Below are 19,118 nucleotides of genomic sequence, written 5' to 3' on the forward strand. Positions count from 1 at the left end.
ACAATTTTCACAAATCAGGCATTGACGAAAAATCCTTACATGGTACTCATGGATCGAGTCGGAAAGCTTCAAACCCCTCGCTGAGATCGTTCACGAGCTCACCCAAGGAGGACGCGCATGGCGCGAAGCAAGTCCACCGACCCGCCCGCCGACTTACTCGGCCCCGTCACAGGAGAGGTCTCCTGGTTCTGCTGCGGCACCGCCTGGGGCCCGTGCAGCAGCACCGGCAAGGGAGCCTGCGGCACCTGCAACTCCGGCAGCCTCCAGCACGCCTGGCCCAACACCTCCGACGCCTGCTGGGCGATCACCCGTCCGGACAGTTGCGGCGTCTCCCTGTCCCGCCGGACCTGCGGTTTCCGCCACCAGATCACGTCGTTGTGCGGCGGCGGCAGCGTCGTCACCGCCATCGCCGACTGCGGCCCGCAGACCGACCTGTTCTGCGGCGAGCGGAGTTGCTGCGGCGCGACCTGCGCCAGCAACCGGCTGATCGACCTCACCCCCGCCGCCTACAGCCAGATCGCCAGCCTCTCTTCCGGCCTGCGGCCGGTGGAGATCTCGACGGCCTGAGGGGGCGAAACGATGCGCAGCAGAAGGGATGTGCTCAGGTCCGCCGTGCTCGGCGGTGGCGCGAGCGTCGTCGCCGCGACCGCGCTGGGCTCGCTCGGCCCCGAGGCGGCCTTCGCCGCCGGCCAGAAGGCGCAGAAGGTCGAGCCCGGCGCGCCCGACCCCGACTTCGCCGAGGGCCGGATCCGCTCGATCAAGGACAACACGCTGCTGGTCCTGGGCTCGAACCTGGTCTTCCACACCATCAGGGTCGTGGACGGCACGAGCCTGTGGAAGCTCGGACCGGTCGGCTTCGACCAGGCCAAACCCGGTGACGGCCTGTACGCCAGAGGCGTGCGCATGCCCGACGGCCTGCTCGCCGCCGAGTCGGTGTGGCTCAACATCGTCAACATCAAGGGCCACATCAAGAACATCACCGGCCAGACCCTCCGCCTCGACCACAACGGGCACGAGGTGCTGTGCCACGTCGTACCCGGCAAGTCGGTCGCCGTGCACTCCGAGTCGCCGCCCACCGCGGACCTGTCGATGCTGAAGGTCAGCCAGCACGTGCAGATCCTCGGCGCCTGGCGACCGGACACGAACGAGGTCGACATCGCCACGGTCTTCTCTCCCCACTGATCCCTCACTCCGGGGACCCCACCTTCCGGGAACCACCCCCGGGACCTAGTCAAGGAGCCAGTGCATGCAAGGGATCGCCGCGTCGCAGCCGTACGTGATCGCCCTCTTCCTCCTCTGGGCAGGACTGCTGAAGCTGCTCAGCCGGAGAATGCGGGCACTGGCCGGGCGCACCGCCCTGGCCCGGCTGGTCGGCCCGGCGCGCGCGGTCCCCGCGCTACGGCTCGTCGGGCTGGCCGAGGTGGCGGTGGCCGCCGCGCTGCTGACGCCCCCGCTCCATCCGCTGGACGGGGCCGCCGCGGCGCTGCTGTCGGCCGGTTTCCTCGGCTATCTCGCCTACGCCTCCGTCGCCGCGCCCACCACGTCGTGCGGCTGCCTCGGCACCCACTCCCGGCCCGTGGACGTACGCGCCTTCGCCCGCGCGGCCTTCCTGCTGGTGGCCTCCGTCGTGGCGCTGCTGGCGTCGTCGGCGACGGCGGCGCCCGTTCCCGCCGTGGTCGTGGTGGAAGCGGTGCTGCTGATGGCGCTCTCGTCGGAGCTGGACCGCCACTGGCTCACGCCGCTGCGCGCCCACCTCGTACGCGTGCGCCGCCCGCTGGCCGCCCGGCCGTCGGCGAAGGTCCCGCTGGAGACCTCTCTGCACCTGCTCCGCCGCAGCCCCGCGTTCTGCTCGGCCTCCGACCAGCTCACCTCCGACGTCCAGGAGACGTGGGACGAGGAGGGCCTGCGGTTCGTCGTCTACGGGGCCCGCGGGCGCACGGCGATCTTCGCCGTGCCCCTGACCGGCGACGACCCGGAAGCCGTCCGCGTGGCTCTGGTGGACGCCTAGGGAACGCACCCCGTACCGGGGGTGCTCGCCGTCCTCGGCCGTGTCACATGCCGGCGCGGGCCGCCGCCCGGCTGCTGGCGATCAGCTCGTGGTGCCGGACGACCTCGGCGATGACGAAGTTCAGGAAGCGTTCGGCGAAGACGGGGTCGAGCTTGGACTCCTCGGCCAGGGCGCGCAGGCGGCGGATCTGCGCCGCCTCCCGCTCCGGATCCGCGGGGGGAAGCTCGTGCTCGGCCTTCAGCCGGCCGACCTCTTTGGTGCACTTGAACCGCTCCGCCAGGAGGTGGACGAGCGCGGCGTCGAGATTGTCGATGCTGTCGCGGAGGCGTTGCAGCTCACTGTGTACGAACATTTCCTGATCAGTCTGATCTTCTACCGCTTTCTCCATGCAAACATCCCCTTTCACGCCCAGAAGGGGAAATTTTACCCAGTTCGACTCTCTGCCATCACCCGCGAAGGCACACCCCACCGCAGCCAAAGTCTTCACTAATCAAGTTTGACCAATCAGCCAGGGTCGACGGCGGGCAGTGCCTGCCGACGTACCGGCCGGGCGAGGAACCTTCGCGCGTCCAGACGCACGTCACGCTGCCGCGTACGCCGCCGCGATGCCTGGCCGTTTCCGCACAGCGGGCCCGGGTAGCGGGTCGCGAGGGCCAGAGCCGCGCGAAGGACCCCTGGAGGAATCGTGAACCACGATGAATTCATTGCGAAGGTACAGGCACGCGCGCACCTCCGAGGCCGTGGCCAGGCAGAGCGGGCGTGCCGGGCGACGTTGGAGACGCTCGGCGAGCGCATTCCCGAAGGGCTCGCCGAGCACGTCGCCGCCCAGTTGCCGCACGAGATCGCGGAGAACCTCCGGCGCACCGAAGTCATGGGCGGCCTGGGCAGCGGGGAGCACTTCGGGCGGGAGGAGTTCGTCCAGCGGGTCGCCAGACGGGCCGGGGTCGGCAAACCGCAGGCCACGTACCTGGCGCGGGTGGTGCTGGAGGTCACCGGCGAGGCGACGCAGGGCCACGTCATGGAGAAGGTCTGCGACAGCCTGCCCCAGGACCTGCGCCCCTTCGTGACCGCCGGCAGCCGGGGACACCTCTGAGCTCCAGGCCGAGTTTCAGGCGCCCAGGTCCCGGACGATGTTGTCCAGCCGGTGGGCCAGCGCGTCGAGCGTCTGGTCCGTCGGGGCGGCGTCGGGGAGCTGGGCCAGCAACTCGTCACGCCGGGCGATGACCAGGCCCTTGTGCGCCTCGTCCACCTCGGAGGCGGGCAGCACGACGCAGTCGCCCCTGACGAACACGAGCGTGGCGTCCTGGGCCCGGGAGTTCAGCAACTGGCGGACGCATTCCCTGTCGATCAATGACATCGCGGACATGGGCCACTCCTCCAATGATGGGCTGTCATGGGCTCCAGCAGGGCGCTTACCCTGCCACCCGGCGTGAAACCTCAGCCGAACGTCGGCGGGCCGCCGTCCGAGCGGGACCGCCGTACGCCGAAGTCCACCAGGTAGACGGCGGCGGCCACGGCCAGCAGGGCGGGCGGGACGGCCAGCGGTGGCAGCCCGACCAGCACCGCCAGCACGGCCAGCACCACCCCGGCGAGCAGCAGCAGGGCGGCGGCCAGCAGGCGCAGGCCCAGCCTGTTCGAGGGCGGCGGCGACTGCGGCCACTGCCCGTGACCGGCGCCGTGGACGTGCGGCACGCCGGTGTCGCTCACGTCGCCGTCGTCCCGAGGGGGTGGCTCGCGCAGCACCGGGGCGAAGAACTCGTCGTCGGGGTCGCCGGGGTCGTCAGGTCGCCTGTGCATCGCACCCACCTCGTCATTCACCTCGTCGTTCGGGTCGTCGTCGGCCTTGTCGTCGGCCTTGTCGTTCAGGTCGCCGGTTCGTTTGCCGGTTCGGTCGTCGGGGTGTCGCGCCGGTCATCCGGCCCACTCGTCCCGCCAGCCGGGGCGCAGGTGATAGCCGGTCGCCAGCCGCCGCACCGTCGCGCAGGGTGAGCCGGACGCGCACTCCTGGCAGTCGCGCCCGTGCTCGGCCAGCAGCGCCAGTTCGGCCTGGCAGCGCGCGACGACGTCGGCGGGGTCGTGCAGGGCGATGTGGATGGCCTCGACCGGCTGCAGTACGTCGTCGTGGTGGAAGCCGATCGCCTGGACCCCGCGCTCCCCGTCGATCTCCAGCCGGTTGCCGTCACCTGCGGGGACGTACCGCCAGGCCCGTCCCCCTGCCGTCTCGGCGGTGGCCTTGTCCGCCTCGATCTGCGTCCGCAGCCACTCCGGCAGCGGGCTCTCCGCCCGCACACCGTCCAGCTCCCGCAGGAACGGGGTGACCACGGCGTTCAGCTCCGCCACCAGCGTTTCGAGCGCGGCCTGCGCGTCGTCGAGGTTGGGCAGCCCGCTCGCCCGCGCGTGCGTCGGTGTGGGCAGGCGCTCGACGCCGAGGGGCACCCGCAGTTCCAGCGTGGACAGCGCGGTCGGCCGTTCGTACGGCGGCGCGGTGTACGTCCCGTCGCCCCCGTCCTGGCGCTGCCAGCCCGCCCACCCTGCGGGCAGCTTCACCGGCGCGGGCGCGGCCAGCTCGACCACCGCCATCAGGCCCGGCGCCTGCTCCGGCCGGTGGCAGGTGGCGTCCAGCACGCGGGGGTGACGGCGTACGTAGGGTGAGTCGGCCACCGGGCGGGTGGCCACCTCCCAGGCGGCCAGTGCGAAGTGCCGTGGATCCAGCGTGACTCCCGCCACGGCCGACTCCCCCTCCGAGGCCGCGAACGCATGCCGCCACCTGCGCAACTGCTCGCCGTAGCGCTCCTGGGTGCCCCCGTGTGCGGCGTCGATCCAGAACGCCTGCGTTCCGGTGCCGGCCATGGTCTTCCCCCGACTCGCTCGATGTCGTCCTTCGATGCCCCTATGCCCCGTGTCCGTCGGCTGTCACGTCCCGGACCCACGCCTGACCTGCGGAAACACTGCTCCGGCCCGCACGTGTTGCAGCCGGATGGTCACTGACAGTGAACGTAAGGTGAGGTCAGAGGCCCCAGTTGGCCCCGCAGCTAGCGAGAGGAGCGAGCATGCCGCAGGAACCGAGAATCGACGTCGAGACCAGGGCCCGAGGAATCGAGAACAGCCTGACCGCCGAACAGGTCGAGCACATCGCCGAGGCGCTCGGCCAGCAGGGTGTGTGGTTCGCCGCGCCGCCGGAGCGCGAGGGCCAGGCCCGCAGGCCCGAGCTGGTCTGGGACCTGGTGGGCGACCGGCCGCACCAGGGCCGCATCGCCACCGGCCGGGCGGCCGTGCACCTGGCCGACGGCCACGACACGCTGACCAGGCCGCTGGTCCTGGCCGACGGCTTCAACCACGGGCCGAGCGATCTGGACGCGCTGTGGCGGCACTTCAACCAGCCGTACCACAAGGGCGTGCCCGGCTTCCTCGACCAGCTCAGGGGGATGGGCATCGACGTCGTACTGCTGGGCTTCGACGAGCGGCACGCCGCCATCCAGGCCAACGCGGCCGTGGCGGTCACCTGCGTCCAGCGCGCGATCGAGGAGCGCAGGGGCGACGACCAGCTCGTCGTCGGCGGGGTCAGCATGGGCGGCATCGTCACCCGGTACGCCCTGGCCCTCATGGAGAGCGAGCGCATCGACCACCAGACCGACAAGTACTTCTCGTACGACAGCCCGCACCTGGGCGCCTGGATCCCGCTGGTGCTCCAGCAGCTCGCCTACCTGCACGAGGCGCTGGCCCCGCGTTCCGACGGGCCGGGGCAGGCCGAGCTGATCCGCAGCCCGGCCGCGCAGCAGCTCCTGTGGGGCTGGGTCGGCGACGCCGACTACTCGGGCCCGGTGACGACTTCGAGCCCGCTGCGCCAGGAGTTCCTGGAGGATCTGCGCAGGGTGGGCTGGTTCCCGATGCGGCCGTACAAGCTGGGTCTGGCCAACGGGACCGGCAACGGCATCGGGCTCGACCTGCCGCCCGGCACGCCGGTCATCGACCTGCGGCACGAGGCGCTGCAGCTCACCGCCCGGATCCAGCCCGACCTGGGCGAGCTGCAGAACGTCGGCGCCATCGCCATCGGCGCCCCGGTGTGGACGAGCGCCACCTCACACGTGGCGGCGTTCGACGGGGCGCCCGGCGGCACGCTCGACTCGTGGGGCCGCCTGGCCGACGCGGTCGGGCTGCCGATCCAGGACCGGTTCAGGAGCAGTTGCTTCGTGCCCTCGGTCAGCGCGATCGCCCTGGCCAGGGACCCGTTCGAGTGGCAGGCGGACCTGTACCAGGACCTCAGCGCCCTGCCGAAGGACGAGACGTTCCTGGACGCCTTCTGCTGTGACGCCGTCGACACGGAGCACGGCAGCGTGTCCGGGCCGCTGATCGAGTGGTTCCTGGAGCAGCTCGCCGGTTGGTGACCGGCCGGTGAGGCTTGGTGACCGGCAGGGGGAGCGGGGTGCCGGCTCGTCGCGTGGCGAGCCGGCACCCGTCGTGTCAGCGGGCGTTCCTGTGCACGCAGAGGAGCTGGTCGCGGGTGGCGTTCCGGTCGCGGTAGGCGATGACGGCCGGCCCTTCGGCGCTGTAGTGCTCGGGCAGCCGCTGGTCGGTGGTCCAGCCGGAGCCGTTGAAGCTGGACGACCACAGGCCCTGGCCGTCGGCGTCGCGGTGCACGCAGTACAGGCGGTCCTGGTAGACGGTCAGGGCCGGGCCCTCGGCGGCGTGGTGGGCGGGCAGCCGCTGGTCGGGGCTCCACTTCTCGCCGTCCCAACGGGTCCACCACAGCGCGGTGTCGTCACCCGCGCCACGGTGCACGCAGTAGAGGTGGCCCCGGTAGACGGCCAGCGCCGGGTTCGACCGGCTGGCGTGGCCGGGCAACCGCTGGTCGGGGCTCCACTTCTCGCCGTCCCACTGCGTCCACCACAGTGTCGAGTCGTCGCCCGCGCCACGGTGCACGCAGTGGAGTCGCCCGTCGTACGCCGCCAGCGCCGGAGCCGCCGCGCTGAAGTGCTGCGGCAGCCGCTCGTCGGCGGTCCAGGCCGAACCGTCCCAGCGGGCCCACCACAGGGCCGCGTCGCCGTCCGCGCCACGGTGTACGCAGTAGAGCCGCCCGTCGTACGCCGCCAGCGCCGGCCCCGCGTCGCTGAAGTGCTGCGGGAAGCGGCGGTCCTCGCTCCAGCCCTCCTCGGCGTCGTAGACCGTCCACCACAGGCTCGCGTCGCCCGCGTCGCCCCGGTGGGCCAGGAAGAGGCGGTCCTGGAACACGGCCAGGGCGGGCTTCGACACGGCGAAGTGGCCGACGAACCGCTGCTCCCTGCTCCAGCCGTCGCCCGGCTCGTGCACGGCCCACTGCAGGCTCGCGCCACCCGTACGCCGCCCGTCCTGCCTGGCCGGTACGAGCATCCCCGGCGCGCTCCACGGCGAGACCAGCTTCACCCCGTACGGACGCGCGGTCGCGGCGATCCAGCCCGCCTTGGCGCGCACCGAGCGCTCGACGACCGGGGCCAGCCAGGACCCCAGCACCGTGCCCGCGATCTCCCCGACGAGCTGCGGGATCTCGGCGGCCAGCAGCGCGGCCGACTCGTTGAGGTGCACCTCGTAGCCCCACCACCGGGACACCGGCCAGACGTCGGCGCCCATCGTCCGCAGCTCGCGCTGGAGGCGCCGCACCCGCTCCTGGTTCTCGGCGGCGAGCCCGGCGATCTGCCGCTCGCTCTCCCCCCTGGCCTCGACCGCCTCGCGAGCGGGGGCGTCCTCCAGCAGCTCGGTCTCGACGGCCGCGTCGACGGCGGCCGAGGCCACGGGGTCGTCCTGGGCGTGCAGCAGCGCCGCCTCACCACCGAGCACAGACTCCTCCACAGCGTCGTCCGCCGTGTCGAGCCGCGCTTTGTCGGCCCGGGTCTCATCACTCATTTCCAGCCCCCTTGGAGCGATAGCAACGCCAACTTCGCCATCGTAACCAGGAGTAGTGATTCGATTACTCTAGGGCGGCATTGTTCACGGTAAAGCCGGGCCGCCCCCGTTTGCACCCCACCGGACGCCGCCGCGTACGGGGCGATCCGCACCAGTACGCTCTCCCCAACCCCCCCACGATCTCCGGGAAGGCGCCACCGATGACCGACCGCCCCCTCGACACCGACGTCCCGAGCCCGGCCCGCATCTACGACCTCTGGCTCGGCGGCAAGGACAACTACGAGATCGACCGCGTCGTCAGCGCGCAGATCCTCGCCGCCGTGCCCGAGTTACCGGTGCTGGCCCGCACGAACAGGGAGTTCCTCGGCCGCGCCGTCCGCCACATGGCCGGGCAGGCGGGGGTCCGCCAGTTCCTGGACATCGGCACCGGCATCCCCACCGCCGACAACACCCACCAGGTGGCCCAGTCGGTGGACCCCACCTGCCGGGTCGTCTACGTCGACAACGACCCCATGGTTCTGGCCCATGCCCGCGCCCTGCTGCGCGGCGCGCCGGGGGGCACGACCTCCTTCGTGGACGCCGACCTCCGCGACCCCGACGCGATCCTGTCCGCCGCCGCCGAACTGCTCGACTTCGACCGGCCGATCGGCCTGACCCTCCTCGGAGTCGTCGACTTCATCCCCGACACGGACGCGGCCCGCTCGATCATCGGCCGCCTGCTGTCCCCGATGGCCCCCGGCAGCCACCTGGCCATCTCCCACGGGCTCGTGGGCAGGCAACTGGAGGAGGGCGTACGGCACTGGAACGAGAGCGGCGGCACCCCCATGACCCTGCGCACGCTCGACGAGGTGACGGGCTTCTTCGACGGTCTCGAACTGCTGGAGCCCGGGGTGGTCGCCCTGCCGCGCTGGCGCCCCGTACCCGAGACCCTGTACGCCGACCGGGAGGCCGTGTACTACGCGGGCGTCGGCCGCAAGCCCTGACCCGCGCCCTCCGGCCCCCCGGTCGCCCCCGAGACCTTCCCGGCCCCGGAGACCGGCCCTACTTGCGGCGCGGCGCGGTGACCGTGAACGAGGCGGTGGCGACCTTGTTGCCGACCTTGACGCTCACCGTCCTGCTCCCGGCCTTGGTCTTCGACGGCACGCTCAGGGTCTTGGCAGCCTGGCCGTCCGTGAGCGCGACGCGGTAGGTCTTGCCCTCGGGGCTGGTGACCGTGGCCGTGCCGGAGGAGAGGCCCTTGGCGACGATCTCCACGTCGTACGACGAGCCCGCGCTCACGCGGCCCGGGTCGACCGTCACCTTCAGTGAGGCCGCCTGGCGCGGCTTGGCCTCCTTGCGCTTGGCCGACGAGTCCGCCGACTGCGGAGCCTTCACGACGGCGGCAGTGGCATTGGCGGTGGTGACGGCGGCGGCGGCGACGGTCTGCGGCACGCGGGGGGCGTCGGCGAGGGCCGACCCGGCGAAGGGCAGGGCGACGAGGGCCGCACTGGCGACGGTCACGGTGAAAAGCTTGGCGAAGCGCACTGGTCGTCAATCCCATCCTGGACGGACCCGGCCGAATCCCCCATGAATCCGGCCCCGAAGGTCGTCCACACCCAGCACACTGCCGACCGAACGTGAGAAGGACCTATCACGGGCCTGTGAGTTCGGTAAGCGGAGGCGGGCCGCCTGACCTGGGGCTCACGATCCGGGGCCGGTGATCTGGGACACATAACTTCTCTTATGCGACCTTCAGCGTTCTCCCGGATTCGCTCCCAGGTGCCGCGCCCGCCTCGCCGGACGCGTACGAGCCGGTCCGTCGCCTGAGATCACGGCGTGATCACGACGAGCTGTGCGCCAGATAAATCCGGACAAAGAGAACATAAAGCCCCAGTCAAGAGGGATACGTTCCTGCCCCATAGACGCACCGAACGCCTCGCGCGTTCCCGCGACGAACAAGGAGCAATCCCTTGAAGATCAAGCGCACCCTCACTCCCCTCGGCGGCGGCCTGGCCGCCGCGGCACTGCTCGGCGCCTCGCTCGCCGGATCCGCCCAGGCGCAGACCGCGCCGGTGAAACCGTCCGAGAGCGTCAGCGCCACGACCGCCAAGGGAATCGCCGCGTTCTGGCTGCAGAACAACGGCGCGGCACTGAAGGCCGCCACCTACCTCGAGGAGGACACCACCGACGTCGACCAGCTCAAGTCCACCGGCACCGCCTCCACCGACACCAAGGCGGGCTCGGTGGCCCCGACCGGCACCACCACGTCCACCTCCACGTCGAAGAACGTCAACCTGCCGAAGACCATCGGCAAGGTCTTCTTCGTCGACCAGGACGGCGAGAAGCGCTGGTGCTCGGCCTCCTCCATCCAGTCGAACTACCGCAACCTGGTCGCCACCGCCGGCCACTGCGTGTACGACACCTCCAACGACGAGCAACTCGTGGACAACTGGGTCTTCGTGCCCGGCTACTACCAGGGCAAGGCCCCGTACGGCCTCTACGTCGGCAAGCAGGCGTTCGTGCACTACGACTACAGCGTCTACGAGGACTACGACCGCGACTACGCGTTCGTCTCGGTCTACAACGGCGTGACGGTCAAGGACTCGACCGTCACCGAGTCCGAGTACGCCGCCGACAAGGCCAAGGCCGCCACCGACACCACCAAGGGCGAGCTGAGCTACCACGACAGCGCCTCGAACGCCTACCACGTGGTCCAGGTCGCGGACGCGGGTCGCCTGGGCGACAACGTCGGCGGCCAGGGCATCGCCTGGAACCAGCCGCTCAAGAAGGCGCACTACGTCTTCGGCTACCCGCAGGCCGCGCACCCCGACGGGAACAAGCCGTACACGGGTGTCACGCCGAAGTGGTGCTACGGCACGACCACGGACAAGACCGTGGGCTCGGCCGCGAAGAAGATCGAGGAGCACGTGGGCCTCAAGTGCGCCATGACCGCCGGCGCGGACGGCGGCCCCTGGCTGCTGAACTACAACAACTCCAAGCGGACCGGCTACCTCAACGGTGTGACCAGCAGCTTCTACGACCAGGACGAGAACAACCGGGTCGACTACGTCAGCTCCCCGTACTTCGACGGCGAGACCCAGAGCGTCTACGCCGAAGCCGCCAAGGTCTGGTCAGGAAAGCTGTTCTGACCACCGCCGGGCGTTCAGGGAGAACGTTCCGCAGAGAAAGGGGAGGTGGGTTCTGGGTAGCTCGGACAGCGCCTTAAAGGGTTAGGAGGGGCCCGGCCGCGTGCCGGGTCCTTCCGCTGATCAGGGGCCGGACTCACAGGCGTTTCATAAGCGGCCCTTCATCAAACACTCATGCACGGAGGCCATCGTCACGACTATGCACACGACGCGTCAGAACCACCTGTCCGAGCCCGTGCGCCGCGCGGACGGCAGCTCGATCAACATCCTCGTCGTCGACGACGAGGCGTCGCTGACCGAACTGCTGTCCATGGTCATGCGCCAGGAGTCCTGGGACGTCCGCTGCGCCCACAACGGCAGCGAGGCCATCCGCGCCGCACGCGGGTTCCGGCCCGACGCGATCGTCCTGGACGTCATGTTGCCCGACATGGACGGCATCGAGCTGCTCCCCCGGCTCCGGGCGGTGCTGCCGGGCGTGCCGGTGCTGTTCCTGACCGCGAAGGACTCGGTGCAGGACCGCCTCATCGGGCTGCGGGCGGGGGCCGACGACTACGTCACCAAGCCGTTCAGCCTGGAGGAGGTCGTCATCCGGCTGCGCGGCCTGCTGCGCCGCTCGGGCGCGGCGCAGGCGCGGCCCGACGCCGGGCTCGTCGTGGGCGACCTGGAACTCGACCAGGAGACCCACGAGGTACGGCGCGACGGCAAGGAGATCAGGCTCACCCCGACCGAGTTCGAGCTGCTGCGCTTCCTCATGCACAACCCGGGCCGGGTGCTCAGCAAGGCGCAGATCCTCGACCGGGTGTGGGCCTACGACTTCGGCGGGCAGAGCAACGTGGTCGAGTTGTACATCTCGTACCTGCGACGCAAGATCGACGCGCAGCGCAAGCCGATGATCCACACCGTGCGCGGCGTCGGATACTCCCTGCGCCCCGCCGGATGAAGGCCGGGCGACGGCCCGGGTGGATCCGCCGCCCGGCGATGTCGCTGGAGGCCAAGCTCGTGGTCTCCGCCATCGCGCTGCTCGCCGTCGTCTCCGCCGCCATCGCCACCGCGACGACGCTGCTGTTCGACGACGTCCTCATGGACCGGCTCGATCTCCAGGTCGCGTCCGCGGCCCGCCGTTCCCTCGGCTCGGCGGGGCAGCCGCCGCCCGAGGCCAGGGAGGTGGCGTTCCTGCTGTCGCCGGGGCAGGCGGTGGACACGTTCGGGGCGCGGGTGCGGGAGGGCGTCGTGCTCCGCGCCGCCGTGCTGACCGGCGTCGGCACCGTACGCGACGTGTCCGTCCCGCCCGCCGTGGCCCGCGTCGGCGGCAGGCCCGTCACGGTCAGCCTGGGTCCGATGGGCGACTACCGGATGGTCGGCACGCGTACCCGTGACGGCGACGTGCTCGTGGCCGGGCTGCCGCTCTCCGACGTGCGGTCCACGCTGACCAGGCTCGTGATGGTGGAGGCCGCGGTGACGCTCGCCGGGGTGGCGGTGACCGCCGGCGTGTCCACCCTGTTCGTCCGCCGTGCCGTACGCCCGCTCGGCAGGCTCGCCGCCACCGCCGCCCGGGTCTCGGAGCTGCCGCTGGCCACCGGTGACGCCGTGCGGCTGGCCCGGGTGCCCGAGGTGGACACCGACCCGCGTACCGAGGTCGGCCAGGTCGGCGGCGCGCTGAACCGCATGCTCGGCCACGTCGAGACGGCCTTCGCCGTGCGGCACGAGAGCGAGACCCGGCTGCGCCAGTTCATCGCGGACGCCAGCCACGAACTGCGTACCCCGCTGGCCTCGATCGCAGGTTACGCCGAGCTGACCGAGCGGACCGGTGAGCCGCGCGGCCCGCAGACGGCGCACGCGCTCGGCCGCATCCGTTCCGAAGCGGGCCGGATGACCACACTGGTCGAGGACCTGCTGCTGCTGGCCAGGCTGGACGCGGGCCGCCCGCTCGAACGGGTGGAGCTGGACCTGTCGCCGATCGTGGTGAACGCGATCAGCGACGCGTACGCCGCCGCGCCCCGGCACCGCTGGCTGGTCAGCCTGCCCGACCAGCCCGCCCTGGTCGTCGGCGACCACGACCGGCTGCACCAGGTCGTGACGAACCTGCTGGCCAACGCCCGTACGCACACCCCGCCCGGCACAACGGTCACCACGACGGTGCTGCTCGCCCCCGGTCGGGTCGCCGTGCAGGTCGCCGACGACGGGCCGGGCATCGCGCCGAAGGTGCTGCCGCACGTGTTCGGCCGGTTCGCGCGGGGCGACGGGTCCCGCTCCCGGCTGGCCGGGAGCAGCGGTCTGGGGCTGGCCATCGTGTCGGCGGTCGCGGCGGCGCACGACGGACGGGTGGAGGTGCGCAGCGTTCCGGGGAACACGGTGTTCACGCTGGTCCTGCCCGCCTCACGCGAACAGGTCCCGCCGGGCGAACGCGCCCCCGCCGACGGCCACGAGCCCGGCCGCGACCACGGCGAACGCGGCCGGGACCGGCCACCCGGCGGAAACCATGGGATGGACGTAGCCGAACGGCGTGAACAGGAACACCGTCTCGCCGATCGTCCCGGCCTCCCACAACGCCACGCAGATCCCCGACGCCACCACCGTGACCCAGGCGACGGGGACGGCGGCCCGGGGACGCAGCCCGTACGCCGCTATCGTGAGGCCCGCCACCACCCACGCGGCGGGCGCGAACAGCAGGACCGTGCCCGTCCGGGCGAGCACCGGGCCGAGTCCGCCGGTGGCGAGCGCGTCGCCCGCTCCCGTGCCCAGCCCGACGGCCAGCAGCATGGCGGCCGGCCCGGCCAGGGCGAGCGCGACGTGCCCGATCAGCCAGCGTGACCTGCCGGTGGGCGTGGCCAGCAGCGGCGACACCCGGCCGCGGCGCTCCTCGGCGTACGGCCGCAGCGCCCCCGCCGCGGTCAGGCAGCCCACGGCCATGCACAGGACGTACGTGAAGATCTCCAGCAGCGTCTGCCCGGTGACCGTGGGCAGCTCGAACGAGGCCGACACCCAGCCGACGCCGACGGCCACCGTGCCCAGGGCGACCGTCCAGGCGACCGTCTGCCCTCCGTACAGCCGCCAGACCAGGGCGGACGTGCCGGCGAGCCGGCCTCTGACCGGGCCGGTGCCGCCCGCCCGGTCGGGCAGCAGCCCGGCGCCAAGGTCGCGGCGGGCCGCGAGCGCGTACACGACCAGGGCCAGCACGACCGTGAACGCGAGCGGGACCAGCGGCGCCCACCAGCGCTCGGCCCCGTACGCGCGGGCCAGGCGCGACCACCCGGCGGGGAGGAGCCCGATCCAGTCGTCGGGCACCACGACCCCGGGCACGAGCCCGACCGCCAGGACGCCCACGGCGGCGCCGCGCGCGAGCGCCGCGCTCTGGCAGAGCTGCGCGGCGAGGAGCCCGCAGGCGGCGAACCCCGTGCCGCCCACCGCCGCCGTCAGCCCGAACAGCAGGCTCCCCCCGAACGGGAACCCGAACCCGAGCGGCAGCGCGACGGCCAGCAGCGCGGCCACGGCCAGGTTGACGGCGGCGGCCACGACCAGGGCGGCGCCGGCGGTGGCGTGCCGGCCGACGGCGCGGGCGGCCACGAGTTCGCCGCGGCCCGCGTCCTCCTCCGCGCGGGTGTGCCTGATCGCGAACAGCAGCCCGGCCAGACCCGTGATGAACAGGCTCTGCACACTCGACCGCCAGGCGACCAGGCCCTCGATGGAGCTGTCGTGGACGGGGCCGAGCAACGCCGTGGTGACCGGGTTGGCGGCGCTCATCTCGGCGAAGTCCGTCCTGGTCGCCTCGGTGGGCAGCAGGGCGGCCAGGGAGTAGGCGTTGAACAGCGGCACGGCCACGGCCACCGCGATCCAGGCGGCGATCAGGAGGCGGTCGCGGCGCGCGACGAAGCGGACGAGCACCCCCGTCCCGGCGAACGAGCCCGCTCCGGCACTCCCGCCGTCGGCAGCGCGGCCGGTGGTCACCGCGTCACCGCCTCGGCCTCGGCCTGGCGGTAGTGGCGCAGGAACAGCTCCTCCAAGGTCGCGGGCTGGGCCGTCAGGTCACGCAGCCCGTACGCCGCCAGGCGGGTCAGCGCCTCGCCCGCCTTCCCGCCGTCCACCCGGAACCTCACCTCGGTGCCCTGTCCGGTGCCGCGCTCGATGCCGTCCGAGATCTCCAGGTCGTGTACGCCGTCGAGCCACTCCGGAGCACGTTCGAGTGGGCGGTCCAGCCGGGCGGTGATCGAGGTCCAGGTGAGGTGGCGCAGCTCGGCCAGGGTGCCCGACTCGACGACGCGCCCCCGCCTGACGATGCTCACCCGGTCGCACAGGGCCTCCACCTCGGCCAGGATGTGGCTGGACAGCAGGATCGTGGTGCCCTCGTCGCGGCGCTCCGCCAGGCAGCGGCGAAACTCGGCCTCCATGAGCGGGTCGAGGCCGGAGGTGGGCTCGTCCAGCAGGAGCAGCTCCGACCGCGTCGCCAGCGCCGCGATCAGGACGACCTTCTGCCGGTTGCCCTTGGAGTAGGTACGCGCCTTCTTGCCGGGGTCCAGCACGAACCTGTCGATCAGGTCGGCGCGGCGGCGTTCGTCCGGCCGGCCGTGCAGCCGTCCGAGCAGGTCGATGGTCTCGCCGCCGGTCAGGTCGTCCCAGAGGGTGACGTCGCCGGGGACGTACGCCAGCCGCCGGTGCAGGCGTACGGCGTCGTGCCAGGGATGCCCGCCCAGCAGCCGCACCTCGCCGGCGTCGGCCCGCAGCAGGCCCAGGAGCACGCGCAACGTGGTCGTCTTTCCCGCGCCGTTGGGGCCGAGGAAGCCGTGGATCTCCCCGTCGGCCACCCGCAGGTCGAGCCCGTCCAGCGCCCGCACCCGCCCGTACGACTTGACGAGACCGGACACCGAGATCACAGGATGCATGCCTGGCACGGTACGCCTAAAATTGCAGTCCTGTAAATATGCATCAGATGCAATATCATGTCGTCATGTCATTGCGGGAGCGGAAGAAGCAGCGGACGCGACAGGCGCTCATCGACACCGCCGGCCGGCTGTTCGACGAGCAAGGGTACGAGGCCACGACGGTCGACCAGATCGCGGCGGCGGCCGGGGTGTCCACCCGCACGTTCTTCACCTACTTCCGGCACAAGGCCGACGTGCTGCACACCAACAGCGCCGAGCGCCTGGACGCGGGCGTGGCGGTGCTCGGCTCCCCCGAGCCGAGCGAGACGCCCGCCGAACTGCTGGCCAGGGCCTTCGAGGTGATGCTCGCCGAGAGCTGGGAGCTGGGGCTCACGGCGGGGCTGGTCGGCGCGGCGGTCGACCTGCCCATCGAGTCGCCGCGGGCGTCACTCGACCGGTCGAACGCCCGGCTGGAGCGGCTGGCCGCCGCGCTCTCCGCGGCCTGCGGGATCGACCGGATGACGGCGTACGCGATGGTGGGGGCCGCGATCGGGGCGGTGAGCGCGACGGCGGCGGTCTCTCTGTCCGAGGGCAGGCCCGACGAGGAGACCCTGGCGGAGGCCACCCGCGCCTGCCGCCGCGCGCTCGCCGGCTTCGCGCACCTGCCCGACCCGCAGGCCCCGCCGCTAGATCCGATCTAGCGGCGCATCTAGCGCCTCCTGGGTGAAAGGGGGTGACACCATGGCGGGCGACGACCGGCTCAGCGTCACGGTGATCATCGGCAGCACCAGGGCGGGCCGCATGTGCGACACGGTCGGCGGCTGGTTCGCCGAGCGGGCCCGGCGCCGCGACGAACTCGCCGTCGAGGTGCTCGACCTGGCCGACTACGCGTTCCCGGCCTGCTACCCGCAGGAGGCCGCGCCGGCCATGCGCGACTTCGCCGCGGCCGTCGGCGCCGCGGACTCATTCGTCGTGGTCACGCCGGAGTACAACCGCAGCTTCCCCGCCTCGCTCAAGCAGGCGATCGACTTCGCCTACGACGAATGGCACGCCAAACCGGTCGGGATCGTGGCCTACGGCTCCGGCTCGTCCGGCCACTACGCGGTCGAGCACCTCCGTACGGTCTTCTGCGCCCTGCACGCCGTCACCGTGCGTGACTGGGTAGGACTCGACCTGCTGGGCCCCGGCATCGACGCGTACGGCCGGCCCGGTGACACCGACGACCGACTGCGGGCCGTCGCGGCCATGCTCGACCAGCTCACCTGGTGGGGCCGCGCCCTGCGCGAGGGCCGCCGCACCCAGCCTTACGTCTCCTGAAAGGACACGTCCATGCCAGACCTGGCAATCCAAACCTCCGGCCTGGTCAAGGTCTTCGGCGACACGCGCGCCGTGGACGGCCTCGACCTCTCCGTGCCCGCCGGCGCCGTCTACGGCGTGCTCGGCCCCAACGGCGCGGGCAAGACGACCGCCGTACGCATGCTGGCCACGCTGACGCGGCCCGACGGCGGCGAGGCGACCGTGTTCGGGCACGACGTGGTGCGCGAGGCCGACGCCGTACGGTCGCGGGTCAGCCTGACCGGCCAGTACGCCTCCGTCGACGAGGAGATGACCGGCGCCGAGAACCTCGTCCTGCTCGCCCGCCTCCTCGGCCACCGCAAACCGGCGGCGCGCGAGCGGGCCGACCAACTGCTGGACGCGTTCGGGCTGTCGGAGGCGGCCGGGCGGCAGGCCAAGACGTACTCGGGCGGCATGCGGCGCCGCCTCGACATCGCCGCCAGCATCCTCAACACGCCCGACCTGCTCTTCCTCGACGAACCCACCACCGGCCTCGACCCGCGCAGCCGCAACCAGGTCTGGGACATCGTCCGCATCGTCGTGGCCCACGGCACCACGGTGCTGCTGACCACCCAATACCTGGAGGAGGCCGACCGGCTGGCGCAGCGCATCGCGGTCATCGACCACGGCCGGCTCATCGCCGAGGGCACTCCGGGCGAGCTGAAGTCGTCCGTCGGCTCGGGCTCCATCCACGTACGCCTGCGCGACGCGGCCACCCGCCCCGACGCCGAACGCGTACTCGCCGAATCCCTCGACACGCCCGTCTACCTGGAGGCCGACCCGGTGGCGCTCACCGCCCGCATCACCGGCACGGGCGACGAGGCGGCACAGGCCGCACGGGCCCTCGCCCACCTGTCCGAGGCGGGCATCGTCGTCGACGACTTCTCCCTCGGACAGCCCAGCCTCGACGAGGTCTTCCTCGCCCTCACCGACCGCCCCGCCACTGAGGAGGCAGCAGCATGAGCACGACCACCGAGAGCGGCACCGCCTACGTGCCCGCGTCCGAGGCCCTGGCCACCGTCCTCGCCCCGTCGGCCAAGCCGGCACGGCCGAGCGCCTGGTCGACGTCGATGACGTTCGGCTGGCGGGCGATGTTGAAGATCAAGCACGTGCCCGAGCAGCTCTTCGACGTGACCGCGTTCCCCCTCATGATGACGCTGCTGTTCACGTACCTGTTCGGGGGCGCGCTGGCCGGCTCCCCGACCGAATACCTGCAGTTCCTGCTGCCCGGCATCATGGTGACGAGCGTCGTGATGATCACCATGTACACCGGCCTGGAGGTGAACAAGGACATCGACAAGGGCGTCTTCGACCGTTTCCGCACCCTGCCGATCTGGCGGCCGTCCACGATGGTCGGCTACCTGCTGGGCGACCTGCTGCGCTACACCATCGCCTCGACCGTCATCCTCCTGGTCGGCCTGGTGATGGGCTTCCGCCCGCAGGGCGGGCTCGCCGGGGTACTCGTCGGGATCCTGCTGCTGCTGGTGTTCTCGTTCGCGTTCTCGTGGGTGTGGACGATGTTCGGCCTGCTGATGCGCAGCGAGAAGGCGGTCATGGGGGTCAGCATGCTGGTGCTGTTCCCGCTGACCTTCTTGAGCAACGTGTACGTGGACCCGTCCACGATGCCGGGCTGGCTCCAGGTGTTCGTCAACGCGAACCCGATCAGCCACCTGGTCAGCGCGGTCCGGTCGTTGATGGGGGGCACGACCGACACCGGCGAGATCATCTGGGTCCTGGTGGCCTCCGCCGCCTTCATCGCGATCTTCGGCTCCCTCACGATGCGCCTCTACAACCGCAAGTAGACACCCACGCGCTACACCTGCGGGAACCAGTCGGAGGCACCACAGGGCACTCGCCCTCGCCGTACCGGGCGCGAAGAAGGCATTCACTGCCCTTCACGCCCGGTCTGCCACGCCC

The 19,118-nt window shown here is 71.7% G+C and carries 20 protein-coding genes; 13 read left to right on the top strand and 7 right to left on the bottom strand.

Features of this window, described 5'->3' with window-relative positions; genetic code table 11:
• The first annotated feature begins 117 nt into the window (after positions 1–117).
• The 3 genes from ACZ6S0_RS35675 (at position 118) to ACZ6S0_RS35685 (ending at position 2,008) form a co-directional block, all read left to right on the top strand.
• Positions 118–567: an RlpA-like double-psi beta-barrel domain-containing protein gene (locus tag ACZ6S0_RS35675; protein ID WP_465923737.1), complete on the top strand. Its 450-nt coding sequence runs from the start codon at positions 118–120 to the stop codon at positions 565–567.
• A gap of 12 nt (positions 568–579) precedes the next feature.
• Positions 580–1,182, top strand: coding sequence for a cell wall protein (locus tag ACZ6S0_RS35680; RefSeq protein WP_465923738.1), 603 nt, complete (start codon positions 580–582; stop codon positions 1,180–1,182).
• Positions 1,183–1,246: 64 nt separating this feature from the next.
• Positions 1,247–2,008, top strand: a complete 762-nt coding sequence (locus ACZ6S0_RS35685) for a MauE/DoxX family redox-associated membrane protein (RefSeq protein WP_465923739.1) — start codon at positions 1,247–1,249, stop codon at positions 2,006–2,008.
• A gap of 43 nt (positions 2,009–2,051) precedes the next feature.
• On the opposite strand, the gene ACZ6S0_RS35690 is transcribed toward ACZ6S0_RS35685, so the two are convergent.
• Positions 2,052–2,360, bottom strand: coding sequence for a chorismate mutase (locus ACZ6S0_RS35690; protein WP_465923740.1), 309 nt, complete (start codon positions 2,358–2,360; stop codon positions 2,052–2,054).
• A gap of 333 nt (positions 2,361–2,693) precedes the next feature.
• On the opposite strand from ACZ6S0_RS35690, the gene ACZ6S0_RS35695 reads away from it, so the two are divergent.
• Complete coding sequence (locus ACZ6S0_RS35695) at positions 2,694–3,101, top strand: DUF2267 domain-containing protein (RefSeq protein WP_465923741.1); 408 nt, start codon at positions 2,694–2,696, stop codon at positions 3,099–3,101.
• 15 nt (positions 3,102–3,116) lie between these two features.
• Here ACZ6S0_RS35695 and ACZ6S0_RS35700 read toward each other — a convergent pair whose 3' ends face one another.
• The 3 genes from ACZ6S0_RS35700 to ACZ6S0_RS35710 all read right to left on the bottom strand — a co-directional run bounded on the left by ACZ6S0_RS35700 (position 3,117) and on the right by ACZ6S0_RS35710 (position 4,858).
• Positions 3,117–3,374, bottom strand: a complete 258-nt coding sequence (locus ACZ6S0_RS35700) for a hypothetical protein (RefSeq protein ID WP_465923742.1) — start codon at positions 3,372–3,374, stop codon at positions 3,117–3,119.
• Positions 3,375–3,445: 71 nt separating this feature from the next.
• The gene (locus ACZ6S0_RS35705; RefSeq protein ID WP_465923743.1) at positions 3,446–3,805 is read right to left on the bottom strand and encodes a hypothetical protein; all 360 of its coding nucleotides are present in this window, start codon (positions 3,803–3,805) and stop codon (positions 3,446–3,448) included.
• 114 nt (positions 3,806–3,919) lie between these two features.
• Positions 3,920–4,858, bottom strand: a complete 939-nt coding sequence (locus tag ACZ6S0_RS35710; protein WP_465923744.1) for a DUF6221 family protein — start codon at positions 4,856–4,858, stop codon at positions 3,920–3,922.
• Positions 4,859–5,058: 200 nt separating this feature from the next.
• On the opposite strand from ACZ6S0_RS35710, the gene ACZ6S0_RS35715 reads away from it, so the two are divergent.
• Positions 5,059–6,393, top strand: coding sequence for a hypothetical protein (locus ACZ6S0_RS35715; RefSeq protein ID WP_465923745.1), 1,335 nt, complete (start codon positions 5,059–5,061; stop codon positions 6,391–6,393).
• A gap of 76 nt (positions 6,394–6,469) precedes the next feature.
• Here ACZ6S0_RS35715 and ACZ6S0_RS35720 read toward each other — a convergent pair whose 3' ends face one another.
• Positions 6,470–7,885, bottom strand: a complete 1,416-nt coding sequence (locus tag ACZ6S0_RS35720; protein WP_465923746.1) for a PLL family lectin — start codon at positions 7,883–7,885, stop codon at positions 6,470–6,472.
• 200 nt (positions 7,886–8,085) lie between these two features.
• Here ACZ6S0_RS35720 and ACZ6S0_RS35725 point away from each other — a divergent pair, with 200 nt between their 5' ends.
• Positions 8,086–8,868 (top strand): SAM-dependent methyltransferase, encoded by a 783-nt coding sequence (locus ACZ6S0_RS35725; protein WP_465923747.1) that lies wholly within the window; start codon positions 8,086–8,088, stop codon positions 8,866–8,868.
• Positions 8,869–8,926: 58 nt separating this feature from the next.
• Here ACZ6S0_RS35725 and ACZ6S0_RS35730 read toward each other — a convergent pair whose 3' ends face one another.
• Positions 8,927–9,385 carry a hypothetical protein gene (locus ACZ6S0_RS35730; protein WP_465923748.1) on the bottom strand — a complete coding sequence of 153 codons (459 nt, stop codon included), beginning with the start codon at positions 9,383–9,385 and terminating at the stop codon, positions 8,927–8,929.
• A 449-nt stretch (positions 9,386–9,834) separates the two neighbouring features.
• Between ACZ6S0_RS35730 and ACZ6S0_RS35735 the strand changes: the two genes are divergently transcribed.
• From ACZ6S0_RS35735 to ACZ6S0_RS35745, 3 genes are all read left to right on the top strand, one after another.
• The gene (locus tag ACZ6S0_RS35735) at positions 9,835–11,013 is read left to right on the top strand and encodes a trypsin-like serine peptidase (RefSeq protein ID WP_465923749.1); all 1,179 of its coding nucleotides are present in this window, start codon (positions 9,835–9,837) and stop codon (positions 11,011–11,013) included.
• Positions 11,014–11,209: 196 nt separating this feature from the next.
• Positions 11,210–11,950, top strand: a complete 741-nt coding sequence (locus ACZ6S0_RS35740) for a response regulator transcription factor (protein WP_465923750.1) — start codon at positions 11,210–11,212, stop codon at positions 11,948–11,950.
• Positions 11,947–13,821 (top strand): sensor histidine kinase, encoded by a 1,875-nt coding sequence (locus ACZ6S0_RS35745; RefSeq protein ID WP_465923751.1) that lies wholly within the window; start codon positions 11,947–11,949, stop codon positions 13,819–13,821. Before ACZ6S0_RS35740 ends, ACZ6S0_RS35745 begins: the two co-directional genes overlap by 4 nt.
• Before the next feature lie 1,130 nt (positions 13,822–14,951).
• Here ACZ6S0_RS35745 and ACZ6S0_RS35750 read toward each other — a convergent pair.
• The gene (locus ACZ6S0_RS35750) at positions 14,952–15,887 is read right to left on the bottom strand and encodes an ABC transporter ATP-binding protein (protein ID WP_465923752.1); all 936 of its coding nucleotides are present in this window, start codon (positions 15,885–15,887) and stop codon (positions 14,952–14,954) included.
• A gap of 65 nt (positions 15,888–15,952) precedes the next feature.
• On the opposite strand from ACZ6S0_RS35750, the gene ACZ6S0_RS35755 reads away from it, so the two are divergent.
• Genes ACZ6S0_RS35755 through ACZ6S0_RS35770 form a run of 4 tightly spaced genes read left to right on the top strand, consistent with a single transcriptional unit; the run spans position 15,953 to position 19,003 of the window.
• A complete protein-coding gene (locus ACZ6S0_RS35755) occupies positions 15,953–16,567 on the top strand; it encodes a TetR/AcrR family transcriptional regulator (RefSeq protein ID WP_465923753.1) in 615 nt (204 codons plus the stop codon).
• A gap of 40 nt (positions 16,568–16,607) precedes the next feature.
• Positions 16,608–17,183 carry an NADPH-dependent FMN reductase gene (locus ACZ6S0_RS35760; RefSeq protein ID WP_465923754.1) on the top strand — a complete coding sequence of 192 codons (576 nt, stop codon included), beginning with the start codon at positions 16,608–16,610 and terminating at the stop codon, positions 17,181–17,183.
• A gap of 12 nt (positions 17,184–17,195) precedes the next feature.
• Positions 17,196–18,164, top strand: coding sequence for an ATP-binding cassette domain-containing protein (locus tag ACZ6S0_RS35765; RefSeq protein ID WP_465923755.1), 969 nt, complete (start codon positions 17,196–17,198; stop codon positions 18,162–18,164).
• A complete protein-coding gene (locus tag ACZ6S0_RS35770) occupies positions 18,161–19,003 on the top strand; it encodes an ABC transporter permease (protein WP_465923756.1) in 843 nt (280 codons plus the stop codon). Before ACZ6S0_RS35765 ends, ACZ6S0_RS35770 begins: the two co-directional genes overlap by 4 nt.
• The last annotated feature ends 115 nt before the right edge of the window (positions 19,004–19,118 follow it).

It is taken from the genome of Nonomuraea sp. NPDC051298, assembly GCF_055586305.1.

Coding starts and splice junctions, on each gene's coding strand:
- ACZ6S0_RS35675 (WP_465923737.1), top strand. CDS start 118: ATGGCGCGAAGCAAGTCCACCGACCCGCCCGCCGACTTACTCGGCCCC.
- ACZ6S0_RS35680 (WP_465923738.1), top strand. CDS start 580: ATGCGCAGCAGAAGGGATGTGCTCAGGTCCGCCGTGCTCGGCGGTGGC.
- ACZ6S0_RS35685 (WP_465923739.1), top strand. CDS start 1,247: ATGCAAGGGATCGCCGCGTCGCAGCCGTACGTGATCGCCCTCTTCCTC.
- ACZ6S0_RS35690 (WP_465923740.1), bottom strand. CDS start 2,360: ATGTTCGTACACAGTGAGCTGCAACGCCTCCGCGACAGCATCGACAAT.
- ACZ6S0_RS35700 (WP_465923742.1), bottom strand. CDS start 3,374: ATGTCCGCGATGTCATTGATCGACAGGGAATGCGTCCGCCAGTTGCTG.
- ACZ6S0_RS35705 (WP_465923743.1), bottom strand. CDS start 3,805: ATGCACAGGCGACCTGACGACCCCGGCGACCCCGACGACGAGTTCTTC.
- ACZ6S0_RS35710 (WP_465923744.1), bottom strand. CDS start 4,858: ATGGCCGGCACCGGAACGCAGGCGTTCTGGATCGACGCCGCACACGGG.
- ACZ6S0_RS35715 (WP_465923745.1), top strand. CDS start 5,059: ATGCCGCAGGAACCGAGAATCGACGTCGAGACCAGGGCCCGAGGAATC.
- ACZ6S0_RS35720 (WP_465923746.1), bottom strand. CDS start 7,885: ATGAGTGATGAGACCCGGGCCGACAAAGCGCGGCTCGACACGGCGGAC.
- ACZ6S0_RS35725 (WP_465923747.1), top strand. CDS start 8,086: ATGACCGACCGCCCCCTCGACACCGACGTCCCGAGCCCGGCCCGCATC.
- ACZ6S0_RS35740 (WP_465923750.1), top strand. CDS start 11,210: ATGCACACGACGCGTCAGAACCACCTGTCCGAGCCCGTGCGCCGCGCG.
- ACZ6S0_RS35745 (WP_465923751.1), top strand. CDS start 11,947: ATGAAGGCCGGGCGACGGCCCGGGTGGATCCGCCGCCCGGCGATGTCG.
- ACZ6S0_RS35750 (WP_465923752.1), bottom strand. CDS start 15,887: ATGCATCCTGTGATCTCGGTGTCCGGTCTCGTCAAGTCGTACGGGCGG.
- ACZ6S0_RS35755 (WP_465923753.1), top strand. CDS start 15,953: ATGTCATTGCGGGAGCGGAAGAAGCAGCGGACGCGACAGGCGCTCATC.
- ACZ6S0_RS35760 (WP_465923754.1), top strand. CDS start 16,608: ATGGCGGGCGACGACCGGCTCAGCGTCACGGTGATCATCGGCAGCACC.
- ACZ6S0_RS35765 (WP_465923755.1), top strand. CDS start 17,196: ATGCCAGACCTGGCAATCCAAACCTCCGGCCTGGTCAAGGTCTTCGGC.
- ACZ6S0_RS35770 (WP_465923756.1), top strand. CDS start 18,161: ATGAGCACGACCACCGAGAGCGGCACCGCCTACGTGCCCGCGTCCGAG.